Origin of the sequence: Nocardia sp. NPDC058114, assembly GCF_042884695.1 — a bacterium.
Classification (GTDB): domain Bacteria; phylum Actinomycetota; class Actinomycetes; order Mycobacteriales; family Mycobacteriaceae; genus Nocardia.
Window position 1 is genome coordinate 820,363 of record NZ_JBHVTK010000002.1, and the last position, 18,095, is coordinate 838,457.

Sequence of the window (18,095 nt, forward strand, 5' to 3'; positions counted from 1 at the left end):
GGATGCCGAAGTCGATTTCGACGAGCTCCTGAGCGAGGTCCGTCGACTGCCTCAACGCAGCGCGGCGACGCCCGAGAAGTCATGGGGTGCGCGGTGATTGCGATCGGAAAGGCTGCCGAGAGCGTGGTCGGGGTGAAGGCCGAAGTATTGCCTGCGGGTCCGGCTCGTCCAGGCCATCGCCGCCGCGGCGGCGATGCGGTGGAAGTGGACGGTGTAGCCGTGTTCGTAGATGCGCAGCAGGGCGTAGCCCCCGGGGTACTCCTTCACGGCCGCTACCTCCAGGTATTCGACGTGGCCGGAATCGGGGCGGCTGCGGCGATTCCGGTGGGTGTGGCCGCTGTGGTGCAGGAATACGCCAGGGGCCGTTCGGTAGCAGGCTTGCAGTGCGGCCACGCTCGCACGATCGAGAACGAAACCGGGGCCGCCGGGGTTGCTCAGTGCCGCATAGCGGGTCGCGGGGTGGTGGCCGAAGATCAGCGTCGGGCGGTCGGGGTCGGCGGCGAGGGTCGCGCGGAGCTCGGCGAGTTGGCCGGCGCCGATCGTGCCGCCGGAACCACGCCTGCGCGTGGTGTCGAGACCGATCAGGCGCAAGCCACCCAGCTCATGGCAGGTGAGTTGCCCGAACGGCTGAAACACCTGGCCCCAGTGATCATGCGCGCCGCGCGGAACGTCGTGATTGCCACGGCAGACGAAGTGATCGCTGCCCGCCCTGCCCCAGGCGTCCAGACGCGCCGCGATGCCCGCGCACTGTTCGGCGGTGCCACAATCGGTGAGATCGCCCGCGACCACCAGATGATCTGCCGCGCGCTCGGGTCGGCGGATGTCGTGCAGCAGTGCCTCGGTCATCACCTGCGGGTAGTGGCCGTCGTCGTGGCGCAGACCCGGCGGCAGCCCGGCGACGATCAAGCCGCTGCGGTCCTCGCCCCAGTGCAGGTCGTTGGCGAGGGCGATCGTGCGCAGCAGTCGCCCCGGCGGTGGCGGCGCGGTGAGGAAAACGCCCGTGACCTCCGGAGTTCCCGGGCGTCGAGTCACCCAGGTACGGCCGGGAACAGCGGTTTCGCCGTCGGAGCAGGCCCGGAAGCGATATCGGCGGCCCGGCTCGAGACCGCGCACTTGCGCGTAGTGGTGCGCGGTGCGACGGCCGTCGAGGTAGCGGGTCACCGGTGTGGCCGAGCTGTCGGCGGGCGCGAGCAGTACTTCGGTGTCGGCCGCGGCCGGGCGAAGCTGTCCCGCGCGATCACGTCGATGGGTCGACCACGTGAGGATCACCGTGTCGTGAGTGACCGTGACGACCTCGAGATCGGTGACGACGAGCCGATCACGCACGCCGCTCCACGAATACGGCCGCGCCATCGGCGCACGCACGGTGGCCGCCGCCGCCCCCGAGGCGGCGTTGACCAACCATGCGGTGTGCAGTCGCGGATCGAGCATGCCGGGCTCCGTTCGCCGTCTCTCGCTGACGGTACGGTGCCCGGCTGAACACCCGTGGGCGGTGATGTGGACGTTGATCGCCCAGGTAGCGACCGGAAAGCGATGACGCCGCCGTCAGTCGTCGCGCGGCATCTTCCGCAGCTGCTGTGTCCCATCGCTGTGCGGTGGGTCGCCGTCGAGTCCGTCGGGTAGCCGCCGCGCCCCACTGGCTACCTCGGCGATGAGATCGTCGTAACCACAAGCCAATTCGTGCAGGCGCAGTTGCGCGGCACGCAGTTGGGCTTCGGCCCCGCAGGCCAGCGCGCGGTAGGTGAGCGCGGCGAAATGGGCCATGCGGTCCACGACGGCGCCGATGCTCTCGGTGTGCATGGGTGCGGAGGTCGCCGGAGTGGGTGAGCGGATCACCACCCAGCGGTCGATCTCGCAGACCAGACGCGCACGCGCCCAGTCGATCTCGCTGGTATCGCCGGGAATCTGCTGTTCGCGGCGTTCGTGCAGGGTGGCCAGCTCGTGCGCTGCGGAGAGGACGGGATCACTCGCACCGGCGACCCCGCAGACCGCCTGCATCATCTGCGCTCGGTCCGGCAGTACCGCTTCCGGTCCGGGTCGTCCCGTCGAACCGCTGCCGTCCGTGTCCACTGTTGCCGCACCGTCCCCGTCGTCGGTTTTGTACCGCTTGTCGAAGGACATTCGTCTCGGCGGGGACGACGGATAGGTCACGAAATGACCCCCCAACAGCGAAAACCGGCCGCGAACAAGAGTTCACGGCCGGTCGCGATCACCGATCGAGCTGGAGTATCACAGGCTCCGGGCGATGATTTCCTTCATGATCTCGTTGGTGCCCGCGTAGATCAGCTGGACGCGGTTGTCGACCCACATGCGGGCGATCGGGTACTCGTTCATGTACCCGTAGCCGCCGAACAGCTGCAGACAGGTGTCGGCGATCTGCATCGCCTTGTCGGTGGTCCACCACTTCGCCATGGCGACGGTGGGGATGTCGAGTTCGCCGCGGAGGTGCTTCTCGACGCAGTCGTCGATGAACACACGCGCGATGCGGGCCTCGGTGGCGACCTCGGCCAGCTTGAACTTGGTGTTCTGGAAACCGAACACCGGACGGCCGAACGCCTCGCGCTCCTTGGTGTAGCGCAGCGTGTGGTCGAGGGCGACCTCCATGCCCGCGACCGCGCCCATCGAGACGATCAGGCGCTCCTGGGGCAGCTGCTGCATCAGCTGGATGAAGCCCTGACCCTCCTGGGTGCCGAGCAGGTTGGTCACCGGGACGCGCACGTCCTCGAAGAACAGCTCGGAGGTGTCCTGGCCCTTCTGGCCGATCTTGTCGAGCACGCGACCGCGACGGAACCCTTCGCGATCGGCCTCGACCAGGACCAGCGAGACGCCGGAGGCGCCCTGAGTGGGGTCGGTCTTGGCGACCAGGATGATCAAGTCGGCTTGTGCGCCGTTGGTGATGAAGGTCTTGGAGCCGTTGATGACGTACTCGTCGCCGTCACGGATCGCCTTGGCCTTGACGGCCTGCAGGTCGGAGCCGGTGCCGGGCTCGGTCATCGCGATGGCGCCGACGACCTCGCCGCTGGCCATCTTGGGCAGCCAGTACTTCTTCTGCTCCTCGGTGCCGTAGGCGAGCAGGTAGTGGGCCACGATGCCGTTGTGCAGGCTGATTCCCCACGAGGTGTCGACCGCGCGGGCCTGCTCCTCCATGAGCACGGCCTCGTGCGCGAAGGTGCCGCCACCGCCGCCGTACTCCTCGGGGATCGAGATGCACAGCAGGCCGACTTCGCCCGCCTTGTTCCACAGGTCGCGGTCGACATGGTGCTGCTCGCGGTACTTGTCGATGTTGGGGACAAGTTCCTTGGCCATGAACGCACGGGTCATGTCACGCAGGGCGTCCAGGTCCTCGTTCATCCAGCTGGACCGATTGGCGGCCATCGAGTCTCCTTGTTCGGCTCGGCACAGCACCGGTCCAGGCGTGACCGGTGGTTACGGACACCAGTGTGCCGCAGTATTGGCGTCGTGACAATAGTGCTGCCGAAATAGCCTCTCACCAGCGCATCATCGGTAAAGGTGAGAACGGATGGATGAGCGCGCGCCGGACTGTCAGCTCCACCAGCTTGAGATGGAAGCCGCTGTCCGGGTACCGCCGCATCAGTGCGGAGTAGGCCGCGTAGGGCAGTCCGTAGCGGCGCGCACCGAACGTCACGTCGATCAGATCGGCCCGCCGGAACAGCTCCACCGGATCGGTCGCGGCGCCCGCCGGGCGCACACGATGGTGGTCGCGGATCATCTCGGTGACGAGCTCGGCGATGTCCTCCCGGTCGTGCGTGATCAGCCAGTCGCCCGCCAGCGCGCACGACGGTTCGAGATAGTCGAAGGTGCACGCCGCCCAGATGCCGAGATCGTGGAAGGTCGCCGCGGTGCGGAACTCCTCCCGCGAGCTCGGCGGCGGCCCCGGCTCGCCGCTGCGAGCGAACAGGAGATCGGCTGAGCGCAATACCCGCAGCACATGATGGAAATAGGCCTTGCGGTCGGCGCCGAGCCGGGCAGTCCACGGTTCGAGTCGTTCGGCGATCGCCTGGTCGAGTTCGCTTGTGTGCTCGGTCAATTCGTCACTCCGAAGTAGATCTCACGGGCGTGTGCGAACCCCCCGGCACCCCCGAACCAACCCTAGGTGTCCACGATGGGCGCCGCTCGGCGAAACGGAGTTTCTCTCGAACAGCCCGGGCTCTGCGGATCGGGTGTCCCAACCTTCATGCCAACGTCGGCATGAAGCGACAACGCTCGATAAGAGCAGCCTCTGAGAACCTGGCCGGATTCCGGACATCCGCTCAGAACAGCGTCATCGGCTCGTCGGACTCGGGTGTCGGCTGGGTGGGCAGGTCGGGGACGATCGCACGGACCTCGTCGTGGAAACGGCGTGCCAGGCCACGCGCCGCGGCATTGTCGGGCGTGTGCACGAAGACCGTCGGCGAGCGACCTTCGCGCAACCAACCCGCGACCGTCTCCACCCACGGCTGCCAGCCCGCGACGGTGCGGTCGGTGTCGGCGCGCCCGTGGTAGCGCACGATCGGGTACTCGGTGAGCGCCCGCATCCGGCGCGGAACGCGAGGCTTCTTCGCCCGTGCCTCGAATTCGGAGGGGTCACCCGGTGGCCCGTCGAACAGGACCGTCGTGTCGAACGGCACCCATTCGGCCCCGATCCGCCCGAGCACCCGTTCCAGCTGCACCGCGGCCCGCTCGTCGTCGAAGAACGCTGGATGACGCACTTCCACCGCGCAGCGCAGTCCACCGGGCAACTCGCGCTGGAAGCGCGCGAGGGCGCCGAGATCGGTCGGGCCGAACGAGGCGGGCAACTGGATCCACAACGCGTGCACCCGCGGCCCGAGCGGTGCCATCACGTCGAGGAACGCCCCGAGTTCGGCGCCCGCGTCGACGAGTCGGCGCTCGTGCGTCACCGCCCTCGGCGGCTTGAGCACGAACCGGAAATCGGGCGCGGTCTGTCGCGCCCATGACTCGACGGTGGACGCGGACGGCGTCGCGTAGAACGTGGTGTTGCCCTCGACCGCACCGCAGTGCCCGGCGTAGGCACGCAGGCGCTCCCCCGGCGCGGGCAACCGCTGCTGCCATTGCGGATGCGTCCACATCGCACACCCCATCCGCAGCTCACGCACAGGCCGACGGTAATACAGCGACCGGCCGCCCCTAAAATGAGACCGGTTGCCACCAGTTCGCCCTGTGCGCGGGCGGCGGGAGTAGCGGTGTCCGGCCGAGCAGATCGGCGACCGTACGACCGCCACATCCCTGAATTCCGGTGCGCGCACAACGGAAAGGGCCTGTGATGGCGATTCTCACCACCGAGCGGCCCAGTGCTGTCTCCGTCACCCGCGCCTGGCTGGGCGTGTCCGCCGCCATGGTGGCGATCGCGTGGGGCGGCAACGAGTTCACGCCGCTGCTGGTGATGTACAAAGCCCACGGTCTTGCGCTGACCGCGGTCGACCTGCTGCTGTTCTACTACGTCCTCGGCATCGTGCCCGCCCTGCTCATCGGCGGCCCACTCTCCGACCGGTTCGGCCGCCGCCCCTTGATGCTGCCCGCACCACTGATCGCCGCGGCCGGTTCGCTGTTGCTCGCAGTGGGCGCGGCCTCGGTGCCGATGCTGGCGGCCGGGCGGATGCTGTGCGGTGTCGCGCTCGGACTGGCGATGGCGGTCGGCGGCAGCTGGCTCAAGGAACTGTCGCAACCTCCGTTCGCCGCCGCTGCCACAGGCAAGGGGGCCCGGCGATCCGCGATGAGCCTGACCGCCGGGTTCGCCCTCGGCGCGGGTGTGGCGGGCACCCTCGCGCAGTGGGGTCCGCTGCCCGATTCGACCGCCTATCTCGTCAACGCGGCGCTCTGCGTCGCGGCCGCGTTCTGGGTGGCTCGAACACCGGAAACCGTGACCCGCCGAGCGAATCCGGGCAGGCTGCGCGACGACTTGAAGATCCCCGCCGCCGGGCACCGGCGATTCCTGCGGGTGGCGGTGCCGATCGCCCTGTGGCTGTTCACCGCCAACGCCACCGCCTACGCGGTCCTGCCGACGCTGATGCTGCCGCGCGTGCAGCAGGCCCCGATCGCCTTCTCCGCCCTGGTCACCATGGTGACGCTCGGCTGCGGATTCACCATCCAATCGGTGGCGCGACGCATCGACCGTCCCGGCACGGCGCGCGCGGCGGTGGTCGCGCTCGTGCTGCTCACCACCGGCATGGTTCTGGCGGCGTGGACGGCGGCCACTTTGAGCATCTGGGTGACGCTGCTGACCGCCGTGGTGCTCGGCAGCGGTTACGGCATCGGCCTCGTCGCAGGGCTGCAGCAGATCGAACGTCTCGCGGGCCCCGGCGACCTCGCGGGCTTGAACGCGGTCTTCTACTCGGTGAGCTACCTCGGCTTCGGCGTGCCCGCGGTCCTGTCGTCCCTGCACAGCGGCCTCGGTTTCGGCTACCCAGCCATGTATCTGGTCACCGCCGCGATCGCCGCCGGTTGCCTCGCGCTCGTCGCCGCGAACTACCGCGAACGGATCTGAGCGCAACCCTGTCCCGCTGAAGCCGTCGCCCGCGCATCGGCCGACCCCGACGATCCGCGACCGCGCGTTACGGTGGATCGAGTGAGCACCGACCCCGTCGAAACCCTTCTCCGCTGGCAGGATTCCGGCGCGGTCTGGCGGGTCGTCAGCCGCCGACCCGACTCCGTGACCATCGCCCTCTACGAGTGCACCGGCGGGCAGGAAGCAGACCGCTTCACCTCCACCGATCCCGCGCTCCTGCGGTTTCTCGGCGAACGCGCCACCAGCGAGGACTGACCCGCCCGCGGTGAACGGGGTTACGCTGGTTGGCGCTATCGCTTCACGCCCGTCGGCCCACACGGCCGGATCGCCAAGTGAGGAGAGACCATGTCGGCCCCTACCGGACTACCCGCTGGAACCTGGGTCATCGACCCCGCGCATTCCACGCTCCAGTTCTCCGTGCGCCATCTGATGGTGAGCAAAGTGCGCGGCCGATTCACCGATTTCGCGGGCACGCTCGTGGTTCATCCCGACGGCTCCGCCGATGCCGATGTCGAGATGAAGGTGGCTTCGGTCACCACCGACAACGCGCAACGAGACGGGCACTTGGCCAGCGCCGACTTCTTCGACGTCGCCAACCACCCGATCGCCACCTTCAAGGCCACCGGTTTCACGGCGCGCAGCACCGAGTTCTCCGTCACCGGCGACTTCACCATCCGCGGCAACACCCACCCGGTGACCCTCGAGGTCGAATTCCTCGGCACCGGCCCCGGGATGGCCGATGCCCCGGTCGCCGGTTTCTCCGCGACCGCCACCATCAACCGCCGCGATTTCGGCCTCACCACCGACATCCCGATGGCCGACGGCGGCGCCGTGATCGGCGACAAGATCAACCTCTCGCTCGACGTCGAGGTCGGCCTGCAGAGCTGAGCGGCACCGAGCACAGGAGGGGCGCATGTCAGGACGACGTTTCCGAGCCGGCCTAGCCGCCGGGTTCCTGGTGCTGGTCGCGGCCTGCGGCGGCTCACCCACCGAATCCGGGACCGAATCCGCCGCCCCACCTGCCCCGGCGATCTCGGTCGCGCCGGAAGACGGCGCGACCGAGATCGATCCGCTGGGCCCGGTGCGCGTGAGTACCAGCGACGGGCAGCTCACCGCGGTCACGATGACCAACGAGCAGGGCGGCACGGTCGACGGCATCCTCACCCCCGACCAGTCGGCATGGAAACCGTCGGAACCACTGGGCTACGGCCACACCTACACGGTCACGGCCGAGGCGGTCACCGTCACCGGCCGGGTCGGGCCGATCACCTCGTCGTTCACCACGCTGGCGCCGAACAACCAGACCAAGGTCTATTTCCGAACCACGGGCGGCACGGAACTCTCCTCATCGGGCACTTTCGGCGTCGGCACCGTCGTCGTCGCGCACTTCGACGAGGACGTGCCCGATCGCGCGACGGCCGAGAAGCACCTGTCGGTCACCACCGATCCGCCCGTCACCGGCTCCTGGTACTGGCTCGACAACCGCAACGCCCACTGGCGGCCCGCGAACTACTACACGCCCGGCACGAAAGTGACGCTCACCGCCGACATCTACGGCAAGGATCTCGGCGGTGGCCTCTACGGCCAGGAAGACACGAAAACCAGCTTCACCATCGGCCCCTCGCACGTCTCGATCGTCGACGACAACGACAAGCAGGTGCAGGTGTACGAGAACGGCACGCTGATCAAGACGATGCCCACCTCGCTGGGTATGGGCGGCAGCCAGACCGTCGCGGGCAAGACCATCACCTTCTGGACCCAGCCCGGGGTGTACACCGTGATGGACAAAGCCAATCCGGTGATCATGGACTCCTCCACCTACGGCCTGCCGGTGAACTCCCGGCTCGGCTACAAGGAATCCATCGGCTGGGCGACCAGGATCAGCACCGACGGCATCTATTTGCACCAACTCGACGACACGATCTGGGCGCAGGGCAACACCAACGTCTCACATGGCTGCCTCAATCTCAGCGGCGAGAACGCGCGCTGGTTCTACAATTTCTCCCAACCCGGCGACGTGGTCGAGATCAGGAATACCGGCGGCGCCCCGCTCGAGGTGTGGCAGAACGGCGACTGGAGTGTGCCGTGGGAACAGTGGCAGGCAGGTAGCGCGCTGCGGTGAACGGGGACAACGCCTTTCCGCCGCCGCGCCGGGAGACAGCACGACGGGGACCACAGCGCGTCGGCAAGCACGCCGCCACCGACCCTCGCGCGCCACGGCGCGGCCGCGCTCGCCGAGCCGGGTTGATCATGGCCAGAATGCTCGTGGCCACCACCGCACTGGCCGTCCTCGCGGGCACCGGCCTGGCCTGGTCGGCCAAGCAGGACTTCGATTCCGGCTTCACCCATTCCACCGCACTCGGTGAGGACGCCCCGCGTTCCGGCGGCGGCGCCGTCAACATCCTGTTGATCGGCCTGGACACCCGCAAGGATCTCAACGGCAACGACCTGCCGAAAGAGGTGCTCGACCAGTTGCACGCCGGCGACGGCACCGAGGGCGGCTACAACGCGAATTCGCTGATCCTGCTGCACATTCCGGCCGACAAGAGCAAGGTCGTCGCCTTCTCCATCCCCCGCGACAACTATGTGCCGGTGACGGGAATCCCCGGCTACCAGCAGATCAAGATCAAAGAGGCGTACGGCCTGAAAAAGGCCGCGGTGCAAGCGAAGTTGATCGACCAGGGCGAAAAGGATCCGGTGGTACTGGAGCGGCGCGGCCGGGAGGCCGGACGCGCGTCCATCGTCACCACCGTCCGCAATCTCGTCGGGGTTCCGATCGACCGGTTCGCCGAGATCTCCCTCGCGGGCTTCTATGACCTGGCCACCGCTGTCGGTGGGGTCGACGTGTGTCTCAACCACGCCGTCGACGACAGCGAGTTCTCCGGCGCGAGTTTCCCCGCGGGCAGGCAGCATCTCGATGGTTCACAAGCCCTGGCGTTCGTCCGCCAACGTCACGGACTGCTCAACGGCGACCTCGACCGCACTCATCGTCAACAGGCTTTCCTCACCTCGGTCGCCAAGTCGCTCAAGGACTCCGGAACGCTGACCAACCTGAGCCAACTCACGGAACTGATGGACGTGGCGCACCGTGACGTGGTGCTCTCCGACGGCTGGAACCTGTTCGACTTCGCCCGCGACATGGGCTCCGCCGGCTCGGTACCGGTCGAATTCCGCACGCTGCCGGTGGTGCGCTACGACGTGATCGACGGTCAGGACGTGAACATCGTCGACCCGGCCGCCATCAAACGGGAGGTGCGGGCGGCCTTCGGCCAGGAGGTGCCGGCGACCACGACCACGGCATCGCCCCTGACGAGCGTGGTCGATGTGCACAATGTGGGCACCGAGAAAGGGCAGGCGGCGGCGCTCTCGGCCGCGCTGACGAGCCGGGGCTACGATGCGGGCCTGATCGGCAACGGTGATTCGAGCGACGGCCAGTACTCGGCCATCACCTACGGCCTCGGTGCCGCCGACGATGCGCGTGCGCTGGCGGAACTTCTCGGCGGGCTGCCGGTTTCCGCCTCGCCGTCGATCGAAGACGGGCGGATCAAGGTCGCGCTCGGCGCGGACTTCACGATGCCCACCGAGCTGAGCCCGACCACATCGACGACCACTCCCCCCACGACCACGACATCCGGCTCGATGCCGCTGCCCGACCAGGGAAAACCGTTGTCCACCAACATCGGCGACACCATTCCCTGCGTCAACTGAGCGACCTGCGCCGCGTCAGCCGGGCGCGGGAGCCGGGCGCGCGGGGCGGATATCGGTCGGCCACCGGAATGCCCAGTGGCCGACCGTCTCTCACTCCTCCGGTGCGTCCGGATAGGCCTGCTGCCGGTATCCACCGCGCAGCGTCCCGTCCAGATACGCGGCCTTGCAGGCCCGTCGGGCGATCTTCCCGCTCGACGTCCGCGGAATCGATCCCGCGGGCACCAGCAACAGGTCGCGCACCATCACCCCGTGCCTGCGGGCGATCGCCGCGCGCACCGCGTCCGTGATCGGGCCCGGCTCGAGTTTCGCCGCGCCCGTCCCTCTTTCGGCGACGATCACCAATTGCTCCGCCGCCGGATCGGACACCGTCCCGGCCTCGAGCACCGGTGCGGGCAACTGGCCCGCCTGCACCGAGAAGGCCGCGATGAAGCCGGGCCGCAACGCCGTACTGGCCTCCTGCGCCGAGTATTCGAGATCCTGCGGATAGTGGTTGCGCCCGTCCACGATCACCAGGTCCTTCACCCGGCCGGTGATGAACAGCTCGCCGTCGTGATAGGCGCCGTAGTCGCCGGTCCGCATCCACTTCGCGTCATCGGGCGCACCCTCGGCGCGACTACCGACCGGCATGCGCGCGACCACCCGATTGCGGAAGGTCTCCGCGGTCTCCTCCGCCCGACCCCAGTACCCGATGCCCATATTGTCACCGTGCAGCCAGATCTCACCGACCTCGCCGTCGCGACGCTCGATCCCGGTACCGGGATCGACGATCACCGCCCACTGTGACCGCGCCACGTGTCCGCACGACACCTGCGCCACCGCGTTCTCGGCGTGCTCGTCGCACTCCACCATCCGGCCGTCGTTCAACTGCCCGCGATCGACATAGACCACCCGCGCCTCGTCGTCACGCTTGGTCGCCGACACGAACAGCGTCGCCTCGGCCATCCCGTAGCACGGCTTGATCGCGGTCTTGGACAGCCCGTAGGGCGCGAACGCCTCGTTGAACTTGCGCATCGAGGCCACCGACACCGGCTCACTGCCGTTGATCAGACCGATCACGTTCGACAGGTCGAGCGATTCGTCTCCCTTGGGCAACCCGCGCATCGCCGCGTGTTCGAACGCGAAGTTCGGTGCCGCCGAATAGATTTCGGCGCCGTCCGCTTGCGCGGCCAGCTCCTTGATCCAGCGCGCGGGCCTGCGCACGAACGCGCTGGGCGACATGATGGTGATGAACTTGCCACCGATGGTCGGCAGGATCACCGTGAGCAGCCCCATGTCGTGGAACAGCGGCAGCCAGGTGACCCCGCGGGCGTTCTCGGTGATCCCGATGGCATCGATCATCTGCAGCAGGTTGGTCCCCACCGAGCGGTGGGTGATCTCGACACCGGCGGGCACCCTGGTGGACCCGGAGGTGTACTGCAGATACGCCACGCTGTCGATATTGATGTCGGGCCTGCGCCAGCGCGTGCCGACGGTGTCGGGAATCGCCTCGACCGCGATGATTCTGGGCCGTTGCGCCGCGGGCTGTTCGCGGAAGAAGTTGCGCACGCCGGCCGCCGCGCTACCGACGGTGAGCACCGCGGCCGGTTCGCAGTCGCCGAGAACGGCGTGCAGCCGGTCGCTGTGGCCCTGCTCCTCCGGATCGAACAGCGGCACAGCCACATTCCCCGCGTACACCGCCGCGAACAGCGCGACGACATAGTCGAGGCCCTGCGGCGCCAGCACCGCCACCCGGTCGCCGGGCTGGGTCACCTGCTGCAATCGCGCGGCCACCGCGCGCAGCCGCACGCCGAACTCACGCCAGGTCAGCTCCTGGTATTCCCCCTCACGTTCTGTCGAATAGTCGATGAAGCGATAGGCCAGGTCGTCCCCGTTGGCCTCGCTGTGTTTGTCGACGAAGTCGATCAGGGTCTGATCACCGGGAATCCGGATAGTCCCCAGTTCGTCTACATAGTCGTCGAAAGTCTCGCCGATCATTCCCAATCCTTTTCAACGCACATTGACTCCGAATCCGCCACCACAAGGCGAATCGTCAATACCGTCCGAACGAGATCGCCACGTTGTGACCGCCGAAACCGAAGGAGTTGTTCACCGCGTAATCGATGCGACCACGCCGCGCCTGACCCGACACCACGTCCAAATCGATTTCGGGGTCCTGATTGTCCAGATTCAGCGTGGGCGGCACGATGCCGTCGCGCACACTGAGCACCGTCAGCACCGATTCGAGCGCACCGACCGCGCCGATCGAATGCCCGAGAGCCGATTTCGGCGCGTACACCGACGCGTGCGAGCCGATCGCCTTCGCGATCGCATTGGCCTCGGCGGTGTCGCCGATCGGGGTCGCGGTGGCGTGGGCGTTGATGTGGGTGACGTCGGTGCGGCTGATCCCGCCGGTCTGCATCGCCCGCGTCATCGCCCGCGCGGCGCCGGTGCCCTCGGGATCCGGTGCGACGAGGTGGAATCCGTCGGAGGTGACGCCCGCGCCGAGCAGCCGGGCGTGAATCGTCGCGCCCCGCGCCTTCGCGTGCTCCTCGGTCTCGATCACCATCATCGCGCCCGCCTCGCCGAAGACGAACCCGTCACGGTCGGCGTCGAAGGGACGCGAGGCCGCCTTGGGATCGTCGTTGCGGGTGCTCATGGCTCGCATCTGCGTGAACGCCGCGATCGGCACCGCCTGAATGGAGCCCTCGACACCGCCGGTCACCACCATGTCGGCATCGCCCATCATGATCATCCGCCACGCGTTGGCGATCGCCTCCGAGCCCGACGAGCAGGCCGACACCGGCGTGGAAACCCCGGCCCGCGCACCCAATTCGAGGCCGACGCAGGCCGCGGGACCGTTGGGCATGATGGCCTGCACGGTCAACGGCGAGACCTTGCGGTAGCCGCCGTTGCGCAGCCGATCGCGGGCGTAGATCAGCGATTCCGCGCCGCCGAGGCCGGTACCGATCGAGACGCCGAGCCGGTCGCGGTCCACGACGGGGCTGCCCGCGTTGCGCCACACCTCGCGGCCGAGAACCACGGCCATCTGTTCGACGTAGGACAGTTTGCGCGCCTCTTCGCGGGTGAGCGAGAGGGTGGGCGACACCTTCAGGTGGCCGCCGATCCGCACCGGCAGTTCGAAATCGTCGATGAAGGAGTCTTCCAAGACGTCGATTCCGCTCTCGCCGTTGAGCAGACCTTTCCAGGTCGAGTCGACGTCGCCCGCGATCGACGTGGTCGCCGCCAGGCTCGTGACCACGATGTCCGTCATAATTTTTCGCTCACTCTCTCTAGCTATGCCACGACTGAACGGGAACCGCTGATGGAGCTGAACTGGTGGAGCGTATATGCACACGGCGCGACGCGCCCAAATTCCGAAACAGTGCGAAGGAACACCGTGTCGTTTCCAGGCGCGATGCGCCGGGTCTATTGTGACGACGGGCAACACTACCGGACCGACGCAACTCTCGCTTTTCACTAACCGGAAAGGGCAACGAGCGTGGCCAGGAACCTGACCCAACTGGAACTACTGATCGAGCTGGAACCCATCGCCGCGAGCAATGTCGACCGCCATCTATCGATGGCCAAGGACTGGCACCCGCACGATTATGTGCCGTGGGACCGTGGCCGCAACTTCGCGTCCATGGGCGGAATCGATTGGGACCCAGAACAATCCGCCCTCAGCGAACTCGCCAAGGCGGCCATGGTCACCAACCTGCTCACCGAGGACAACCTGCCCTCCTACCACCGTGAGATCGCCGAGAACTTCTCCAAGGACGGCGCCTGGGGCACCTGGGTGGGCCGCTGGACCGCCGAGGAGAACCGGCACGGAATCGTACTGCGCGACTACCTGGTGGTGACCCGCGGGGTCGACCCGGTCGCGCTCGAACAGGCCCGAATGATCCACATGACCAACGGATATTCGGCGATGGCCGTCGTGGACGACAAGGCGCCGGGCTTCGACATCCACGCCTCGACCGGCGCCGGATTCCTGTTCTCCGTGGCCTATGTGACCTTCCAGGAACTGGCCACCAGGGTGAGCCACCGCAACACCGGGCGGGTCTGCGACGATCCGATCGCCGACCGCATGCTCGCCCGCATCGCCGCCGACGAGAACCTGCACATGATCTTCTACCGCAACCTGTGCGCCGCCTCGCTCGACCTGGCCCCCGACCAGACCATCGAGGCGATCAACACCATCGTGCAGAACTTCCAGATGCCCGGTGCGGGCATGCCCGGCTGGCGACGCAACGGCGTGCTGATGGCCAAGCACGGCATCTACGATCTGCGCCAGCATCTCGAAGAGGTACTGATGCCGGTGCTGCGCAAGTGGAACATCTTCGAGCGCAATGACTTCGGGCCGCGAGGCGAGCGCGCTCGCGAGGATCTGGCAGCCTTCCTCGATCGGCTGGGCGGGGACGTTCTCCGCTTCGAGGAACAACGCGATCGCTCACTGGCGCGAGCGGCCGGGCGCGAGCGGCAATCGGTCTGATCGGTTCCGGCCCGGCCGCTACCGGGCCGGATCGCGGCGCGCGTCGTTCTTGTTGCGGTACATCGCCGCGTCGGCGGCGTGCACCAATTCGTCTACGGCGCCGGGCAATTGCTCGAAGAAGGCGGTGCCGATGCTGGCGCCCACGGCGAGCATGTGTCCGTCCACCTCGAGCGGCTCGGTGAGCGCGGACAGCAGCTCGCCGGCCAGTCGCGCCAATTGCGCTTCACCGGAACATCTTTCGACCAGCACCAGGAACTCGTCACCGCCGATGCGGGCGGCGAGCGCCTTGTCCGGGCGCACCGCTTCGCGCATCCGGTCGGCCACGACCTCGAGCACACGATCTCCGATCGTGTGCCCCCACAGATCGTTGATCTCCTTGAACCCGTCGAGGTCCAGATAGCAGACCCCGATCGGCGGTTGCGCTTGCGCCAGTCGGTTGAACAGGTGCGGGCGGTTCGGGAGACCGGTGAGCGCGTCGTGATTGGCATCGTGCCACAGGCGGTCGGCGAGCTGCTTGCGCTCGGTGACATCGACCGCGACGCCGATCAGGAACTCGATACCCCCATCGGTGCCGCGCACCGCCGACATCGACAGGTCGATCGCGGTCACCCGACCGTCGGCATGTAGATGCTCGGTCTCGGTCCGGAAGCTCTCGGATTCGCCGGCGACCATCAACTGGAGTTGTTCGAACGCGAAATTCAGGTTCTGCGGGCCCAGGATGTCGGCGACGGTCCGGCCCGGCATCGTCTCCGGGGTCTGGCCGAGCATATGGGCCATGATGGCGTTGCAGTTGATCACCTGGCCGGTCATGTCGACGGTGCCGATGCCGACGAGCGCGCCGTCGAAGACCGCCTCGAAACGGGCTTCGGAGAGCGCCCGGCGGTTCTCCGCCTCCTGCGCCGCGGCGAGCACCGCGGCCAGCGTGGCCTCCTGCTCGGCCAGCGCGGCGGCCCGCAGCGCCGCGGTGAAGCCTGCCGCGAAGTCGGCGGCCAGGACGATCGCCCGGTCGCGGATCTGCGGTAGCGCGGGGTCGGCCGGGCCGTCGGCGACGAGCTCGACCAGATCGGCACAGATCACCGGCACCGAACGGCTCACCGCCGACGGGTCACGGTAGTTGGCGGCGACCAGCATCCGAGCCGCCCGTCGCGCGATGTCCGGGTCCTCCCCACCGCGTGCCGCGTCGATCAGACCGGTGCACAGGGCAGCCAGCATCTCTTCGATCTGCGAGCGGTTGAGGGTAGGAGCTACGACACCATCGAGGGCATCCGCCCACCGCCGCGCCAGCTCCCACGACCCCACTGCTTCATCCACCTGTCATCGTCTATCGCACCCGCCATGTCAGGCGGTCTATTTCTTGATCGCGACACCGCCCATGCCGAGCGAGCGGCCCGGCTTCTCGTGCTGATCGCGCTCGGACTCGGGCCGCCACAACGGCAACTCGACAACGCCTGGCTCGACCGAATCCCATCCCTCGAACAACGCGACGATCTCATCCTTGGACCGGAAATGAATACCGACCTTGGACTGGTTCACCGAGTGCGTACCCAGTTTACCGGCGTCATCGGGCCGAAGCTCGGAGGTGAGATGTGAAATGGCTATAAAACTACCCGCTGCCACCACTTCGCGCAGCGCTGCCACCTTGCCGACCGGATCGTCCACATCGGGCACCAGATGCAGCACCGCGATCAGCAGCAGCCCCACAGGGGCGTCGAAGTCGATCAACCCTGTCTCGCGCACCGCGGCGACCAGGTCGACAGGTTTGCGTAGGTCGGCCTCGATCGCACCCGCGCGCTCGTTCCCCTGCAGAATGGTTCGCGAATGAGCGACGGCCACCGGGTCGATGTCGACGTAGAGCACCGTGGCCTCCGGGTCGAGCTCGTGCACGATCTCGTGCACGTTGCCCGCGGTGGGGATGCCCGATCCGACGTCGAGGAACTGCCGGATTCCGGCATCGAGCATGAAGCGGACCGCCCGGCGCAGAAACGCGCGATTACTCAGCGCCAACCGCGGCAGGTCTGGAACGAGCCCGGTAGCCATCTCCGCGGCGTCCCGGTCGACCGCGAAGTTGTGCGAGCCGCCGAGCAAAGCGTCGTACATCCGAGCCGGACTCGGATGCTGCATATCGACACCTTCGGGCGCCCATACCGGCCGTTCCATCGAATTCCCCTGTCTGCCATTACCGCACCGCACCCTCGCAACCCGCGATGACGCCTCCCGCATCGTAATCGGCGCCACCGACATCGGCGCGGCTATCCATTAGCGAAAGTCATGGCCTCGACCGATGGTGGTGCCGGGGCCTATTTTTCGGAGCCGTACGGCTGGGCCCACAGGGGGGCCACATCCGGGGTCATAGTGGCGACGACCGGGATACCGGCCGCCAGAAAATTGTCCAGCGCCCGGCGCATATGGTCGGCGGAGGTGATCAGGACAGCTTTGGTCACGCCGAGCGCTTCCATCATGCGCGCCGAGAACTCGGCATTCTGCACGGTGGAACCGGCTTCGGTTTCCGCGTGCAACCGGTTCCTGGCGACACCACGAACATTGAGCCAGTCCGCCATCACCTGTGCCTCGGTGACACCGTTGCGTGGGTTGCCGCCGGTCACGATCACCGGCGAAGCGGGCGACATAAAGGCCTGAATCAGCGCCGCGTGCAAGCGATTACCCAATTCGGGCCGCATCGTGCCATCGGGCAGCAGACCGTATCCGAGCACCACGATCGCCGTCTCGGGGCCGTAGGTGGCCGGCAGCACGATCCCGGCGAGGCCGGCGACCGACCCGACCGCGCCGATCAGTGGATCGGCGGATGGCGCGGCGGCACCGAGTGGCGCGGTCGCGACCGCGCCGACCAGTGCGGCAGGCAGCACCAGGACGGCCGCACAACGGCGCAGTGCCTGGTGAGTGAAGAGCCAGTTCATGGTGACCTCCCGAAGCGACGTCGCATCATCGTCGCTGACCGGAACCGCCGACATGCCCATTTCTGAAATGTTGATGGTTCGGACTGTTCGCCCCGGTTCGGGAGGTATCCTGGGGAACGCAAAAAGGCCCTCCAACCGAAGTTGGAGGGCCTCTCGCAAAGATGTTCCGGCAGTGTCCTACTCTCCCACACCCTGTCGAGTGCAGTACCATCGGCGCAGGTGGCCTTAGCTTCCGGGTTCGGAATGGGACCGGGCGTTTCCCCACCGCTATAACTACCGTAACTCTATGAAACTGTCACACAGAGAGCCACAACCAGAAAACCCACACCCTCCCCCACGGGAAAGCACGGACCAACCGATCGTTGTCTCCATGATCTGCGTGCTGTTTCAGAAACCGCACAGTGGACGCGTAACACCTTCGTAGTAAGCCCTCGGCCTATTAGTACCAGTCACCTACACCAGTTACCTGGCTTCCAAT

16 protein-coding genes and 1 rRNA gene are annotated in these 18,095 nt (G+C 67.3%); 6 read left to right on the top strand and 11 right to left on the bottom strand.

The window, feature by feature from the left end; translation table 11 throughout:
• Positions 1-51 precede the first annotated feature (51 nt).
• From ACFVVI_RS12405 to ACFVVI_RS12425, 5 genes are all read right to left on the bottom strand, one after another.
• Positions 52-1,431 carry a metallophosphoesterase gene (locus ACFVVI_RS12405; RefSeq protein WP_387445349.1) on the bottom strand — a complete coding sequence of 460 codons (1,380 nt, stop codon included), beginning with the start codon at positions 1,429-1,431 and terminating at the stop codon, positions 52-54.
• 114 nt (positions 1,432-1,545) lie between these two features.
• Entirely contained in the window at positions 1,546-2,121 is a 576-nt protein-coding gene (locus ACFVVI_RS12410; RefSeq protein WP_387445351.1) for a DUF4254 domain-containing protein, read from the bottom strand.
• A gap of 108 nt (positions 2,122-2,229) precedes the next feature.
• Positions 2,230-3,375, bottom strand: coding sequence for an acyl-CoA dehydrogenase family protein (locus ACFVVI_RS12415; RefSeq protein ID WP_387445353.1), 1,146 nt, complete (start codon positions 3,373-3,375; stop codon positions 2,230-2,232).
• Positions 3,376-3,487: 112 nt separating this feature from the next.
• Complete coding sequence (locus ACFVVI_RS12420) at positions 3,488-4,048, bottom strand: hypothetical protein (protein WP_387445354.1); 561 nt, start codon at positions 4,046-4,048, stop codon at positions 3,488-3,490.
• A 223-nt stretch (positions 4,049-4,271) separates the two neighbouring features.
• On the bottom strand, positions 4,272-5,114 hold the full coding sequence (locus ACFVVI_RS12425; RefSeq protein ID WP_387445355.1) for a DUF72 domain-containing protein: 843 nt from the start codon (positions 5,112-5,114) through the stop codon (positions 4,272-4,274).
• A gap of 167 nt (positions 5,115-5,281) precedes the next feature.
• Between ACFVVI_RS12425 and ACFVVI_RS12430 the strand changes: the two genes are divergently transcribed.
• The 5 genes from ACFVVI_RS12430 (at position 5,282) to ACFVVI_RS12450 (ending at position 10,231) form a co-directional block, all read left to right on the top strand.
• Positions 5,282-6,502, top strand: a complete 1,221-nt coding sequence (locus ACFVVI_RS12430) for an MFS transporter (protein ID WP_387445356.1) — start codon at positions 5,282-5,284, stop codon at positions 6,500-6,502.
• Positions 6,503-6,583: 81 nt separating this feature from the next.
• Positions 6,584-6,778 (top strand): hypothetical protein, encoded by a 195-nt coding sequence (locus ACFVVI_RS12435; RefSeq protein ID WP_378994757.1) that lies wholly within the window; start codon positions 6,584-6,586, stop codon positions 6,776-6,778.
• Between the two features lie 90 nt (positions 6,779-6,868).
• Entirely contained in the window at positions 6,869-7,411 is a 543-nt protein-coding gene (locus tag ACFVVI_RS12440) for a YceI family protein (RefSeq protein ID WP_378994759.1), read from the top strand.
• A gap of 25 nt (positions 7,412-7,436) precedes the next feature.
• Entirely contained in the window at positions 7,437-8,645 is a 1,209-nt protein-coding gene (locus ACFVVI_RS12445; RefSeq protein WP_387445358.1) for an Ig-like domain-containing protein, read from the top strand.
• Positions 8,642-10,231: an LCP family protein gene (locus tag ACFVVI_RS12450; protein ID WP_387445359.1), complete on the top strand. Its 1,590-nt coding sequence runs from the start codon at positions 8,642-8,644 to the stop codon at positions 10,229-10,231. Before ACFVVI_RS12445 ends, ACFVVI_RS12450 begins: the two co-directional genes overlap by 4 nt.
• A 90-nt stretch (positions 10,232-10,321) precedes the next feature.
• Here the strand turns inward: ACFVVI_RS12450 and fadD32 are convergent, their stop codons facing one another.
• Together fadD32 and ACFVVI_RS12460 are read right to left on the bottom strand one after the other, a co-directional pair.
• Positions 10,322-12,202 carry a long-chain-fatty-acid--AMP ligase FadD32 gene (fadD32, locus tag ACFVVI_RS12455; RefSeq protein ID WP_378994775.1) on the bottom strand — a complete coding sequence of 627 codons (1,881 nt, stop codon included), beginning with the start codon at positions 12,200-12,202 and terminating at the stop codon, positions 10,322-10,324.
• Between the two features lie 58 nt (positions 12,203-12,260).
• Positions 12,261-13,508, bottom strand: coding sequence for a KasA/KasB family beta-ketoacyl-ACP synthase (locus ACFVVI_RS12460; protein ID WP_378994777.1), 1,248 nt, complete (start codon positions 13,506-13,508; stop codon positions 12,261-12,263).
• A 201-nt stretch (positions 13,509-13,709) separates the two neighbouring features.
• Between ACFVVI_RS12460 and ACFVVI_RS12465 the strand changes: the two genes are divergently transcribed.
• Positions 13,710-14,702 carry an acyl-ACP desaturase gene (locus ACFVVI_RS12465; RefSeq protein ID WP_379314937.1) on the top strand — a complete coding sequence of 331 codons (993 nt, stop codon included), beginning with the start codon at positions 13,710-13,712 and terminating at the stop codon, positions 14,700-14,702.
• Positions 14,703-14,720: 18 nt separating this feature from the next.
• On the opposite strand, the gene ACFVVI_RS12470 is transcribed toward ACFVVI_RS12465, so the two are convergent.
• The 4 genes from ACFVVI_RS12470 to rrf form a co-directional block, all read right to left on the bottom strand.
• Positions 14,721-16,013, bottom strand: a complete 1,293-nt coding sequence (locus ACFVVI_RS12470; protein WP_387445360.1) for a diguanylate cyclase domain-containing protein — start codon at positions 16,011-16,013, stop codon at positions 14,721-14,723.
• A gap of 36 nt (positions 16,014-16,049) precedes the next feature.
• Positions 16,050-16,859 (bottom strand): SAM-dependent methyltransferase, encoded by an 810-nt coding sequence (locus ACFVVI_RS12475; protein WP_379317210.1) that lies wholly within the window; start codon positions 16,857-16,859, stop codon positions 16,050-16,052.
• A 140-nt stretch (positions 16,860-16,999) separates the two neighbouring features.
• Positions 17,000-17,617, bottom strand: a complete 618-nt coding sequence (locus ACFVVI_RS12480) for a YdcF family protein (RefSeq protein WP_378994771.1) — start codon at positions 17,615-17,617, stop codon at positions 17,000-17,002.
• 164 nt (positions 17,618-17,781) lie between these two features.
• Positions 17,782-17,898 (bottom strand): 5S ribosomal RNA (gene rrf, locus ACFVVI_RS12485).
• Positions 17,899-18,095 lie beyond the last annotated feature (197 nt).